At 44.9% G+C, this 13,622-nt stretch carries 13 protein-coding genes; all 13 read left to right on the forward strand.

Annotated elements, in window-relative coordinates; all coding sequences use genetic code 11:
• Positions 1 to 126 precede the first annotated feature (126 nt).
• On the forward strand, positions 127 to 2,163 hold the full coding sequence (gene recG / locus EST42_RS05250) for an ATP-dependent DNA helicase RecG (RefSeq protein ID WP_134644525.1): 2,037 nt from the start codon (positions 127 to 129) through the stop codon (positions 2,161 to 2,163).
• A 99-nt stretch (positions 2,164 to 2,262) separates the two neighbouring features.
• Entirely contained in the window at positions 2,263 to 3,321 is a 1,059-nt protein-coding gene (gene plsX / locus EST42_RS05255; RefSeq protein ID WP_134644526.1) for a phosphate acyltransferase PlsX, read from the forward strand.
• Positions 3,322 to 3,365: 44 nt separating this feature from the next.
• A complete protein-coding gene (acpP, locus tag EST42_RS05260) occupies positions 3,366 to 3,605 on the forward strand; it encodes an acyl carrier protein (protein ID WP_134644527.1) in 240 nt (79 codons plus the stop codon).
• Positions 3,606 to 3,781: 176 nt separating this feature from the next.
• Positions 3,782 to 4,480 carry a ribonuclease III gene (rnc, locus tag EST42_RS05265; protein WP_134644528.1) on the forward strand — a complete coding sequence of 233 codons (699 nt, stop codon included), beginning with the start codon at positions 3,782 to 3,784 and terminating at the stop codon, positions 4,478 to 4,480.
• Positions 4,481 to 4,489: 9 nt separating this feature from the next.
• A complete protein-coding gene (gene smc, locus EST42_RS05270; protein WP_134644529.1) occupies positions 4,490 to 8,047 on the forward strand; it encodes a chromosome segregation protein SMC in 3,558 nt (1,185 codons plus the stop codon).
• Between the two features lie 13 nt (positions 8,048 to 8,060).
• The gene (ftsY, locus tag EST42_RS05275) at positions 8,061 to 9,239 is read left to right on the forward strand and encodes a signal recognition particle-docking protein FtsY (RefSeq protein ID WP_134644530.1); all 1,179 of its coding nucleotides are present in this window, start codon (positions 8,061 to 8,063) and stop codon (positions 9,237 to 9,239) included.
• A complete protein-coding gene (locus tag EST42_RS05280) occupies positions 9,239 to 9,580 on the forward strand; it encodes a putative DNA-binding protein (RefSeq protein ID WP_010372824.1) in 342 nt (113 codons plus the stop codon). The genes ftsY and EST42_RS05280 overlap by 1 nt, the downstream gene beginning before the upstream one ends.
• A 3-nt stretch (positions 9,581 to 9,583) precedes the next feature.
• Complete coding sequence (gene ffh / locus EST42_RS05285) at positions 9,584 to 11,050, forward strand: signal recognition particle protein (RefSeq protein ID WP_134644531.1); 1,467 nt, start codon at positions 9,584 to 9,586, stop codon at positions 11,048 to 11,050.
• Positions 11,051 to 11,054: 4 nt separating this feature from the next.
• Positions 11,055 to 11,192, forward strand: a complete 138-nt coding sequence (locus EST42_RS10510; protein WP_167711108.1) for a hypothetical protein — start codon at positions 11,055 to 11,057, stop codon at positions 11,190 to 11,192.
• Positions 11,193 to 11,606: 414 nt separating this feature from the next.
• Complete coding sequence (locus EST42_RS05290) at positions 11,607 to 11,792, forward strand: hypothetical protein (RefSeq protein WP_245150403.1); 186 nt, start codon at positions 11,607 to 11,609, stop codon at positions 11,790 to 11,792.
• An 18-nt stretch (positions 11,793 to 11,810) separates the two neighbouring features.
• Positions 11,811 to 12,014, forward strand: coding sequence for a hypothetical protein (locus tag EST42_RS05295; protein WP_134644533.1), 204 nt, complete (start codon positions 11,811 to 11,813; stop codon positions 12,012 to 12,014).
• Positions 12,015 to 12,032: 18 nt separating this feature from the next.
• A complete protein-coding gene (locus EST42_RS05300; protein ID WP_134644534.1) occupies positions 12,033 to 12,401 on the forward strand; it encodes a hypothetical protein in 369 nt (122 codons plus the stop codon).
• 162 nt (positions 12,402 to 12,563) lie between these two features.
• Complete coding sequence (rpsP, locus tag EST42_RS05305) at positions 12,564 to 12,836, forward strand: 30S ribosomal protein S16 (RefSeq protein WP_003609072.1); 273 nt, start codon at positions 12,564 to 12,566, stop codon at positions 12,834 to 12,836.
• Positions 12,837 to 13,622 lie beyond the last annotated feature (786 nt).

The following is a 13,622-nucleotide window of genomic DNA, read 5'->3' on the forward strand; positions in this document are numbered from 1 at the left end:
GGCGGGTGTGGCGTAGTCACGCCACACCCACCATGCCTCGACGCAAACACCAAAGTATACGTTATTTTTGTTCAGTAAAACCTAATTTTGCGTTATAATGATACCTCAGAAAGGGAGGTGTTTAACTTGGCTAGTTTATTAGATTTAGTTGATGATCTTGATGGTGTTGGCCCTAAGCGGGTCCAAGCGCTTAATAAACTGGGTATCTACACAATCGATGACTTACTTGGCTACTATCCAATGCGCTATAACGACTTAGCGATGAAAACGCCTGCTGAAACGCAAGATGGTGAGAAGGTAACGTTTAAAGGCGTTATCACGTCACCACCCGTGGTTAATCGCTTCGGGTATAAGAAAACACGGACTAGCTTCCGGTTGACAGTGGAACATGACACGATCATGGTGTCATTTTTTAATCAACCATGGGTAGGGAAAAACTTAGAGCTTGGTCAGGAAGTGGCCGTCCATGGTACCTACGACAAGACGCGACAAGGACTGTCTGGTATTAAGTTAATGTCGAGAAATGGCGATGATGAAATGGAAGCAGTTTATCCATCTTCGAAAGAAATCAAAGCAAAGACTATTAAAGATTTAATTATTCAAGCTCTAAGCAAGTATGGCGAATTGTTGCGGACAGATATCGTGCCTGCGTATTTACGAACACGATATAAGTTGATGAACCACCACGATACGGTCTTTGGTATGCACGCGCCAACGGATGGTCAAGTTGCGACCAAAGCACGGCGTAGCGCTTCGTTTGAGGAGTTTTTCGTTTTTCAAATGCGTCTGCAGGTGATTAAGTCAATGGATCGTGATAACCGTGGCCGGTCAATTAATTTCAACAATGATGAATTAAGGGCATTTATTGCCAAATTGCCGTTTGAACTCACGGATGCGCAAAAACGAGTCGTGAATGAAATTGTGCGTGACATGCGACGCCGAATTCATATGAATCGTCTTTTACAAGGAGACGTGGGGTCCGGAAAAACAGTTGTGGCTGTGTTGGCGATGTACGCCGCAATTACCGCTGGGATGCAGGCAACTTTAATGGCGCCAACTGAAATTTTGGCCCAGCAACACGCTAAAACGATTGGTAACTTTTTTGATCCAGATAAAGTGCGAGTTGAGTTGTTAACGGGGTCAACAAAAACGGGGGCCCGACGCCAAATTTTGGAAGATGTGGCAAATGGTGAAGTGGATATTTTGATTGGAACGCACGCGTTGATTCAACCTGATATTGCTTTCCGTAATCTAGGGTTAGCGGTTATTGATGAGCAGCATCGCTTTGGTGTGCAACAGCGGGCAACACTCCGCGAAATCGGCATGAATCCGGATATCTTAGCGATGACAGCTACACCAATTCCACGAACGTTAGCCATTACCGCGTATGGCGAAATGGATGTGTCGATTATTGATCAATTACCAGCTGGTCGCAAACAAATTAAGACATATTGGTTGCGTAGTAATGAGATGGAAAAAACAATCGCCTTTATTAGGTCTCAACTCCAGGAAGGCGCTCAGGCATACGTTGTGACACCGTTGATTGAAGAGTCCGAAACACTTGATGTTCAAAATGCCGAAGCTGTGTATACGGAGCTATCGGAGTATTTTGCGCCTACTTATCGTGTCGGCTTACTACATGGACGGCTATCGAATCAAGAAAAAGAAGACGTTATGGCGGCTTTTAAGGCAAATGAGTTCCAAGTGTTAGTTTCTACCACGGTAATTGAAGTCGGTGTGGATGTGCCAAATTCGACGGTCATGCTCATTTTGGATGCGGATCGTTTTGGACTATCACAACTACACCAATTACGTGGTCGTGTTGGTCGAGGTAGTCGCCAATCATATACCTTCCTAATTAGCGATCCAAAGACGCAATACGGTATTGATCGCATGGAAGCAATGGTTGCCACGACGGACGGATTTGTCTTAGCACAAAAGGATTTGGAGTTGCGTGGTGCCGGTGATATCTTAGGTAATCGTCAATCTGGTGTGCCAGAGTTCCGCGTCGGGGACCCAATTGCGGATTTGGCGATGATGACGGTAGCACAAGAAGAAGCCATTGAAATTGTGGCAAAACCAGATTGGGACAAAGACCCTGAGCTGGTACCGCTGGCAGATATGTTGTCAGAAACCATGGCTCGTTATCGTAATTTTGATTAAAAAATTGGTGCCTTTTACTTTTACCCAGTCCTAAAAGTATGTTAGATTTGTTCTAGCATTTATTTAAGTTATTTTTTGAATCCAAGAGGAAATGTAATTATGTTTAAGATTGCCATTGATGCAATGGGAGGGGATAACGCCCCAGAAGCAATCGTTGCTGGTGTTGAACTAGCGCGTGACCAAATGCCTGATACGGAGTTTTTGCTGTTTGGTCAATTGGACAAGGTGAAGCCTTTCGTTAAGAATGAAGAGCGTTTGACTTTGGTACAAGCAGATGAAGTCATTGCGATGGCCGATGAGCCAGTGAAGTCAATTCGGCGCAAGAAGCAAAGCTCGTTAGTTTTGGCCGCACAAGCGGTTAAGAACGGTGATGCGGATGCAATTTTCTCGGCTGGTAACACGGGGGCTTTGTTGGCCGCTGGTATCTTCATTGTTGGTCGTATCAAGGGAATTGATCGTCCAGCTTTGATGACGGCGTTGCCAGCATTTGATGGTCCGCACGATGCTTTCGTGATGATGGATATGGGTGCTAATGCGGAAAACCGTCCTGTACACTTGTACCAATATGGTATTTTGGGTTCATTCTACGCACACGAGATTTTGGGTTACGATGCCCCACGTGTTGGATTGTTGAACAACGGAACTGAAGAAGACAAAGGGGACCAAGTCCACAAGGAAGCACATCAATTGTTGCGTTACGGTTCAGACCACAATTTGTTGAACTTCGTAGGCAACGTTGAAGCACGTGATGTTTTGCAAGGACCTGCTGACGTTGTGATTGCCGATGGCTTCTCAGGTAATGCCACGTTGAAGTCAATTGAAGGAACGGCCTTGTCGTTGTTGAAGTTGCTTAAGGATACCATTATGAGTGGTAGTCTTAAGACGAAGATGGCTGGTGCGATGTTGAAGCCTGCGTTGAAGGGCGTGCAAGCAAAATTGGACTACTCACAGCACGGTGGCGCCGTTGTTATAGGGGTTAACGCACCGGTTGTTAAGACGCACGGTTCTGCTGGACCAGATGCAGTTGCGAACACGATGAAGCAAATTCACACGATGCTAGAAGCTGATTTGGTGGCCAAGGTGCAAGCGTTTGTTGCCGATCACAAGGAAGATTTGGCAGCGCGACCAGAGAATGATGTGGACGGCGCCGCTGAATAGCGTTAAACTAGGTAGAGTTAAATATTCGAATAGGAAACGGAATCATGGAACGACAGGAAATCTTAAACAAGGTCATTGAACTAGTTGTAGACCACTTTGAGTTGGACCCAGCTAAGGTGACTGGTGAATTAAACTTTTTGACAGACATCGATGCTGATTCAATTGATTTTGTTGAATTGGTATTGGAGATGGAAGATGAATTTGGCGCAGAAATCTCTGACGAAGACGCTGAAAAGTTGATTACCATCAACGACACGGTAGATTATATTGCCGCACACGTTTAACTAATAGTTAAAAATCAATCATAAATCCCAGTAATCTAGCTCAACGTGGGTTAGTAGTGCTGGGATTTTTGTGTGTTGGGAAAATTTGCGTACGCTGGTTAACAAACTCTGAAGACCCTTAATATAACACGGTTTTCTCTGGTATAATTAAACAGTATATCTAGAAAGGAAGTCTTATGTTTAAACAACTACAAGCAGAACTTGCATCAGCCTATAATATCCACTTTAACGATGTGTCATTGTTGGAGGAGGCATTAACGCAAGCCAATTATATTAATGAACATCCAAACTACACGGGAAATGATTACCAACGTCTTGAATTTTTAGGTGACGCCGTGATGCAACAATCAACCGCTGTCTATCTATTTAAGCGTTACCCAGAGTGGGATGAAGGTCGATTGACAGAGTTGCGGATTTCGATGGTCCAAACCCGGGCGTTTGCAGCTTTGTCACGTGAGTTGCATCTCGATCAATATGTGCAATTGGGCCGTGGTGAGGAATTATCGGGCGCCCGTAATCGTGATTCTTTGTTAGAAGACTTATGGGAAGCATTTATCGGTGCGCTATTCTTGGATCAAGGTCAAGATGCCGTGATGCACTTCCTAGGTGAAATCATGTTTAACAAGATTGATAAAGGATTCTACGATCGTTTCGTGGATTACAAATCGAAATTGCAGGAGCATTTGCAACGTCATGGTAGTGTCAAAATTACGTACACTAAGTTAGGCGAACGACCTGTAGAAAATAATGAACAAATTTTTACGGTGCAGGTTTCCGTGAATGATCAAGTATTGGCAACAGGCGAAGGAAAATCAACGAAGGAAGCAGAAAAGGTCGCTGCACGGGCAGCGTACCAAACATTGACGAAAAACTAGGGAATTGGTATGAAACTAAAAACATTGGAGATTAGCGGCTTTAAGTCATTTGCTGATCGCACCAAGATAGAATTTATGCCAGGTATCACTGGAGTTGTAGGACCAAATGGTTCCGGTAAATCAAATATTATCGAAGCCGTTCGCTGGGTAATGGGTGAGCAGTCCGCCAGGGGACTACGTGGTGACAAAATGTCGGACGTGATTTTCGGTGGGACATCACAACGTGCGCCGTTGAATCGCGCCGAAGTTTCAATCACGTTCGATAATACCGATCGTTATTTGAATTCTGACTACTCTGAAATTCGGATTACGCGTGCACTATATCGAAATGGTGATTCAAAGTACCAAATTAATGGGACAACGGTTCGCTTAAAAGATATTCACGAATTATTTATGGATTCCGGGTTGGGACGCGAAAGCTTTTCAATCATTTCACAAGGACGTGTTGAAAGTATTTTCAGTACGAAGCCAGAAGAACGTCGGTCAATCATTGAAGATGTGGCTGGAGTTTATAAGTATAAGCAAAACAAAGACAAGGCTGAAAAAGAGTTGACTGGTGTGCAGGATAACTTAAACCGGGTGCAAGATATTTTGTATGAGTTGGAAAAACGGGTGGCCCCATTGGCTGAGCAATCAGCAAAGGCGCAAACGTATTTGACAACAAAAGTACGGTTTGACCAGTTAGATCAGTCACGCTTAGTGTTAGAATTAACGGACTGGTACACTGAGCAAGCAGACATCAAGGCCCAATTAAGTCTGGCTGAAGATGAGAACGACACACATGCGGAATCGGTTAAAGCGCATACTGACGCGTTAGCAGCGATGAAGCAAGCTCGGACGGAAGCTGAAGACAGGCAGCAACGAGCACAAGCTGAATTATTGCGATTGACGACTCGTGCGGAACAATTGGTCGGAGAACAAAAATTGCAGGCAGAGCGTTCCAGTAATCGGTCAAACGTAACCCGAGAACTCGAGACGCAACTGGCTCGGGTTGAAACTCGTTTGACGGAACTGCGTGCAACGGAGGCAAACCGCCAAGACACAATGACGGCGGAGACCGAACAGGTAATAAAGCTAAAAGCAAATATTGCGACATTACAGGCGTCACACCCCCGCCAACAGTTGACTCAGGTAACAGCGGACATTGAACAACTACGGGTAACTCTAGTTGAGACGATGCAATTGTTAACGACTGCTAAAAATCAACAGCAATTCTTAGCCCAAGAAAATGAGCGGAATGACGCTGAAAGTGAGCGATTGACGCAACGTCAGAATCAATTGACGATGCAAATGACCAATGCTGAAGCCTCGGTCGCAACCGCACAAACCAACGTAGCTGAAACGACGGCAACTTTGGCTAGTGCACAAGCTGAGTTTACGCGCTTGCAGCAGTTGGGCAAACAGTTAGAGGAACAAAGTCAAGCACGCCGCCAAGAGTGGTTTAGCAAGATGGAAGAGGATCAACGTCTGTCAACGCGTTTACAGTCGTTGAGTCGTCTGTCTGAAAATTATGAGGGCTATTTCCAAGGAGTACGTAACCTCATGAAGGCCAGAGAAAATTTTCCAGGCATTCACGGTGTGCTGGCTGAGTTAATTTCAGTTGCGTCAACACATCAAACAGCTATCGAAACGGCGTTGGGTGGTGCTTTACAAAACGTGGTTGTCGCGGATGAACAGGTTGGTAAGACGGCAATTAGTTATTTGACGCAGCATCGTTTGGGACGTGTGACATTTTTGCCATTAACAACAATTCGCAAACGGGAGTTGCAACCGGCACAAATTCAGGCTACCCAGGGACAAGCTGGCTTTGTTGGTGTAGCAGCAGATTTAGTGAAGACAGATAGTGCGTATCGCCCCGTCGTACAAAGTTTGCTTGGGACAACTGTCATTATCACAAACATGGACGCGGCTGTATCTATGGCTCGATCCTTACAACATCGCGTACGGATTGTGACCCTTGATGGACAAGTCATGAATGTAGGTGGGTCAATGACCGGTGGTGCCAGTCGTAATCAAGGCAATGGTTTGTTGTCACAGCAAAGTGAAGTGGAATCATTGACGGAACAGGTTGCGACGTTGCACGCGCAAACGGAACAGTTGGAACGACAGGTTCGTGAGTTAGATGACGAACTGAAATCAACAACGACGGCATTTGGTGAGGCGCAAGCTCAGGTGTTGGTGGCTAACGAAGCGGCACAAACGGCGACGGCACAATTACAGGTGGCTGAGGAACGCTTGGCCCAAGTGCAAAAAGAGAAGTCGGCCTTAACGTATGAATTTAGCGTGTCATCGTCGGGTACGGTTGACCATGCGTTATTGGTGGCTGACAATCAACACGACATTGCAGATCTATCTGAGCAACAAGCAACACAACAAATACAGTTAACGAGCTTGTTGGCTGAGCAGTCGGTATTGAGTGACAATATGGCGACAGTTGATCAAGAATTAACGACCTTGCAAGCGCAACTCGCCACGGCCCAAGCTAACGTGCAAGCGGCTTCTGTTCGTCACGAAGATGTTGTGGAACAAATTCAAGCTGAAGAACAGCGCTTGGCAGCTTATCAGCAGCAGATGGCCGATTTGACGGCAGACCATGGTGATGTCCAACAACGACTGGCTAACGACTTGACCGGTACGTTGGCGGATAAGGGAGCTACCGAACACGAGTTGACAGATTTTGCAACTGAGTTAGATGAATTGCGTCAAGAAATCGCCTTAGCAGAAGGCGAGCTTGTGCAAGCGCAAGAAGCACAAACGGAAGCGATGACAAACTTGAGCCGTTTGAGCGGACGGCAGGGTGAATTGCGTAGTGCGATTCAAGCCGGTGAACGGACCTTGGAAGAAACGTACGATACGTCATTCGAATACGCCAAGTCGCAGCTGCTGGTCATGCCGATTGCAGATATCCGTACGGAATTACAGACGTTGAAGGTGACTTTGTCAGAAATTGGCAACGTTAATTTAACGGCTATTGACGAATATGCGGAAGTGAAAGAGCGTTTTGATTTCTTGACCCAGCAGCAAGATGACTTGGTTGCGGCCCGTGATAACTTGCACCAAACGATGTCGGAAATGGATGAAGAAGTCGAAAATCGCTTCAAGGAAACGTTTGACGCTGTGGCAGAACATTTTGCTTGCATTTTCGTTAAGATGTTTGGGGGCGGTCAGGCGAAGTTAGAACTGACGGATCCGACGAATTTGCTAACAACTGGAGTTGATATCAAGGCCCAGCCACCTGGCAAAAAATTCCAACAAATGAGTTTGTTGTCGGGTGGTGAAAAGGCGCTGACAGCAATCAGCTTGCTGTTTGCTATTTTGGAGGTCCGGCCCGTACCGTTTGCGGTACTTGATGAGACTGAAGCAGCGTTGGATGAAGCTAATGTTGATCGATTCTCACATTATTTGCATGATGTGAATGATCGGACACAGTTTATTGTGATTACGCACCGTAAGGGAACGATGGCAAATGCCGACGTTCTGTATGGGGTGACAATGCAAGAACCAGGTGTTTCAACGATGGTTTCAGTAAACTTGATGGCACTCGATGAGATGACATCAGAAAATTAAAGGGGGGAAAACAATGGGATTGTTTGATTTTTTTAAGAAAAAGCCAGCGACGCCAAAGGTTGTTGTGGAAGTACTTTACCCACAGACATGGGAGAATGGTGAGGTGCCTGTTGAACCAACGGCACTCGCCGCGGAAGTGTTACAACCAACACCTGGCCAGGCAGTTGAAATTCAAGTACCAAGCCATGTCGCAGTCGAAGAAGACGTTGCAACGGTTGCTGAGACTGCAGAAACAGAAACAGCGGTAACATCAGAGACTAACTTGGATGAAGGCTTGACGAAAACACGGAAGACGTGGTCTGAACGTTGGAATGCGTTTATGGCGAACTTCCGATCGGTTGATGAGGATTTCTTTGAAGAACTTGAAGAAACGCTTATCGGGGCTGATGTTGGCGCGCAGACAGCGTTACAATTAACGGATGAGTTGCGCAATGAAGTTAAACTACAAAATGCGAAAAGCAAGGCCGATATTTCGCGCGTCATTATTGATAAGCTAGTTGAACACTACCGTAGCCAAGGGGTTAACGAAGATGCGTCAATGCATTTTGCACCTGACGGACCAACTGTGATTTTGTTTGTTGGGGTTAACGGGGTTGGTAAGACAACGACAATCGGTAAGATGTCAGCACGATATAAAGCTGAAGGTAAGAAGGTTGTGCTAGCGGCGGCGGATACGTTCCGTGCCGGTGCTACGCAACAATTGCAAGCTTGGGGTGGACGCAATGGTATTCCGGTTGTGGCTGGCGCCGCTAACGCTGACCCAGCATCTGTGGTCTATGACGGTGTGAAGACGGCGATTGAAACCAACGCTGATATTCTCTTCGTCGATACGGCGGGCCGTTTGCAAAATAATGTTAATTTGATGCAAGAATTGGCAAAGATGAAACGCATTATTACGCGTGAGTTGCCAAACGAACCGCAAGAAGTCTTATTGGCTTTGGATGCAACCACTGGGCAGAACGCGCTCCAACAAGCACATCTGTTTAAGGACTCAACAGATGTAACGGGAATTGTTTTGACGAAACTTGACGGAACTGCCAAGGGTGGTATTATCTTGCCAATTCGTAACGAACTACACTTGCCAGTTAAGTGGGTTGGTTTGGGTGAACAAGTTGGTGACTTACAGCCATTTGATGCGGATGATTTTGCCAAGAGTTTGTTTGGTAGCTTATTGATTGGAGATGACAAGTAATGGAATTAGAGAAAAACACGCGCTTGAATGCCTTGTTTGATTTCTATCAACCGTTACTGACGTCAAAGCAAAATGATTACTTGCAACTGTACTACGCGGATGATTACTCACTTGGCGAAATTGCCGAAGAATTTGAGGTATCACGGCAAGCCGTGTATGATAATTTAAAGCGTAGTACCCAATTATTGGAAGATTACGAAGCAAAACTCCATTTGTTTGCAGATTATTTGCAACGACAAAGTGTGGCAGCACAATTAAATGATTATATTCAAGAAAAGTATCCCAATGACGCTGAGTTAACGCGATTAGCTGAACGTCTGGTGACATTAGAAGAGGAGTAAAGCATGGCCTTTGAAGGTTTGACTGAACGATTGCAAAACGCACTGAGCGGATTGCGTCGTAAGGGGAAGGTGACAGATGCGGACTTACGCGAGACGATGCGTGAGATTCGTTTGGCATTGTTGGAAGCCGACGTTAACTTTACGGTTGTTAAGGACTTTGTCCGTAACGTCCGTGAAAAGGCGGCTGGTGCCAAGGTATTGGAAGGATTGAATCCTGCCCAACAAATCGTTTCAATCGTTAACGATGAATTGACGGCGATGATGGGTGAGTCAGAGGTGCCTTTAAACGTTTCTGACAAGATTCCAACGGTTATCATGATGGTTGGTCTACAAGGTGCTGGTAAGACAACGACGGCTGGTAAGTTGGCCTTGAAGTTGAAGTCTGAGCAGAACGCACGACCATTGATGATTGCGGCCGACGTTTATCGGCCAGCTGCCATTGATCAATTGAAGACATTGGGTGAGCAAATTGATGTGCCGGTCTTTGAGATGGGAACTGATGCAGACCCACGTGATATTGTTCGCCAAGGGTTGGCTAAGGCAGCGGAATTGAAGTCAGACTATGTCTTCATTGACGCGGCTGGTCGTTTGCAAATTGACGAAGCTTTGATGCAAGAATTGGCTGATGTTAAGGAAATTGCGCAACCAGATGAAATTCTACTGGTTGTCGATGCCATGACTGGACAAAATGCGGTTGAAACGGCTGAAGGCTTTAATGAACGATTAGACGTTACCGGTGTCGTCCTAACCAAGTTGGATGGTGATACCCGTGGTGGAGCGGCCTTGTCAATTCGTGCCGTAACAGGGAAGCCAATCAAGTTCGTCGGACAAGGTGAAAAGATGACGGATTTGGATATTTTCTATCCAGACCGTATGGCTAGCCGTATCTTGGGTATGGGTGACTTGCTAACGTTGATCGAGAAGGCTCAAAAGGACTTTGATGAGAAGGATGCTGCTGAGACGATGGAAAAGATGAAGTCAAACACTTTTGACTTCAATGACTTCATTGATCAAATGGACCAAGTGCAAAACATGGGCCCAATTGAAGATTTGTTGAAGATGATTCCGGGAATGGCAAATAATCCAGCGTTGGCTAACGTTAAGGTTGACCCAAAGGATATGGCGCATTTGAAGGCCATTGTGATGTCAATGACGCCGGCCGAACGTGAAAACCCAGATTTGCTGAATCCGTCACGCCGTCGACGTTTGGCAGCGGGTGCCGGACGTCCAATTGTCGAAGTTAACCGCATGATTAAGCAATTCAATGAGATGAAGAAGATGATGAGCGGCATGATGAATGGTAACATGGGCGGTATGGAACAAATGATGAATGCGATGGGCGGTGGTAACATGCCTGGAATGCCTGGCGGCTTCCCTGGAATGGGTGGCGGTATTAAGGGCAAGATGGCTAACATGGCGATGAAGCAAATGGCTCGCAAGATTCAAAAAAATAAGAAGAAGCGTCGTTAAAATTATGGGTCGTTATTTACTAGATGATAAGACAAAGGCTATGAACGTTAGGTACCAGTCAGAGAAGAAGGGGGCCGTTTCAAAGGCTGATAAGGTTGCAATGCTCCGTGAACAAATGTTAGCGAAGCGTAAGCAAAAATAAACGTTAAAAACGTCATTCGATCGTGGGTGGCGTTTTTAATTCACAGATTTTTAACAGATTCCTCAAGAGAACCTGCCATACTATAACTATCGATCACCTGCTAGCATCAAAACAAGCCTGTGCACGAGGGCGTTTCACTTGTTGTGATCACAATATGCAAGGAGCCTGAATAGTCGCGACGGTGACTTGTTCGGGCTCTTTGTCTATAAGAGGAACTCATTTGCTGTTGGAAAACGTTGGTACGAACAGTGGGTGAGTTCTTTTCTGTAAGCGTTTTCGAAACTTCAAATATTCTTGGCGTGACCTTAATTTTTGTTTAAAGTAATATTAGATAACTTGTTGTAAACTAAACGTAACAATAAGAAAAGGACACATTTAAGTAGGATATGACGTATGGAATCACGAGTAACGAGAATGAAGCGAACACGCATTACGGTAAAGTTGTGGGTATTGGTTTTTGGGTTGCTTTTGTTAGCAGGTTTAGTTGCGGCGTTGGAGACGACGGCTAATGCCGAACAGGCGATCACACAACGGGATACGCATATCACCACGACTGTGACGACAACGAAGGTTACTGCGGAACCAGTTGTAGCTGAGTAAGACGTAGGCAGGCGCTTAATGAGACAACGACATAAGCGGATACTGACTTTTACCGGTTTTGGTTTTATTATTGGTCTATTAGGTTTGGCACTGATGATGCAAGTTTGGACACATCAGCGTCAAGTTGAAGATGCGGCAGTTGCCCGATCACTATCGGTTGCCAAAGAAATTTCAGCATCGCGTACAGAGTCCGAACTGGCTCGTCAGCACGCCAAAAGCTAAACTGCGCAATCAGCCACGATGAGTCAAGTCAGTAAGATGACGGCTGATCCGGCAATTACCCATTTAACGGTTGAAGAGCGTATGGCTTTGATTAGGTTAGCGAGTGATATCGAATTACCAATCGGTCAATCCCTAACTATACGGGGGCAGGGAAATGGTGATACCGATGTTATGATTGCATCCACGGATGAAGTGTTAGCAGTCGTGTCTATTATTTCCGGTTACGATCGACTAGTTTATAATCCAATCACAAAAGAAACGACTAAATTCAATGTTGGTCAGGCCTACCAAGACTTACATCAAACGATCGCCTGCAAACAGTTATGTGAACGAATTAAACTAACTAAGCAAAACCAGAATTCGTTATTCTGGTTTTACTTTTGTTAGGAATGCGCTAAAATATAAACTTACGTGAGTGATAATATACCAGAACAGCTCTAAAAACGTTGCATTTGAATAATTTTCAACGTGTAAAGGAAAAACACTTTACAGGCAGTTGGTTATTTGGTATATTATTACTTGTAGAAAAACAACTGGAGGAAAATAAACATGGCTGTTAAGATTCGTTTGAAGCGCATGGGTTCAAAGAAGCGCCCATTCTACCGTGTGGTAGTTGCTGACTCACGTTCACCACGTGATGGTCGATTCATCGAAACTGTTGGTACGTACAACCCATTGGTTGAGCCTGCCGAAGTTAAGTTGAACGAAGAATTGGTATTGTCATGGTTGAACAACGGTGCTCAACCATCAGATACTGTTAAGAACTTGTTGTCTAACGCAGGCATCATGAAGAAGTTCCACGAAGCTAAGTTCTCAAAGTGATTTGGGGTTTGCTACATAGGCATTTATAAGGGTTTTGGTCAAATTTGGTCACTCAAACAATTATTCATTGTCTAGGACATGAAGAGTTAGCTCATCTTGAGCTAGCTCTTTTTCTTTTAGCATGTGAGCGTATACCTGCAGTGTGATAATAACATTTACGTGACCAACGCGCTTGCTAACATAGTCAATATCAACACCGTTATGGAGTAGTTACGATACGTGTGAGTGGCGTAAGCCGTGGAAGTGGGTAGGTTGAATATCGGCTTCACGTACCAAGTCTTGCATGTCTAGGCTGACACGACCTGTATTCATTTTATTTTCAATTAGGTTGTCTTAGTTGTTTTAAAAAAGTTGCTTGAAACAGCTGACAAACGCTTAGAAAGAGCGATCGTACGAACAGACGATTTTGTCTTTGGGTCAGTTACCTTGTGTGTAGATGATGAATAGGCCTTGTTGATTGTTATATGGTTATTTGTGATGTCTTTCTAGTGCTACTAATGCCATGAGGTAAAAAGGACGTGCTTGCATTTCATCTATCTTTGAGTACAAAAAGTCTTGAAGTTTTGTAAAATCAGCTGCATTTAAAAAAGTTATTACCTTTGGTTCAAAGTCAAATAGTACTGATAACCGGTAAAATTTAATATTTTGAACCTTGCTTAGGTAGCTGACTTCACATTGCTGAGATCAGCTGCCTTTTGCTTATAGTTCATTGAGTAGAAACTATTCTTGCATGAGATAAGAATACGTAGACGAAAGTTTTTGAAACTACGGAACCCGTATGCCGTG

Source organism: Weissella cibaria (genome assembly GCF_004521965.1).
In the GTDB taxonomy this organism is placed as follows: Bacteria; Bacillota; Bacilli; order Lactobacillales; family Lactobacillaceae; genus Weissella; species Weissella cibaria_A.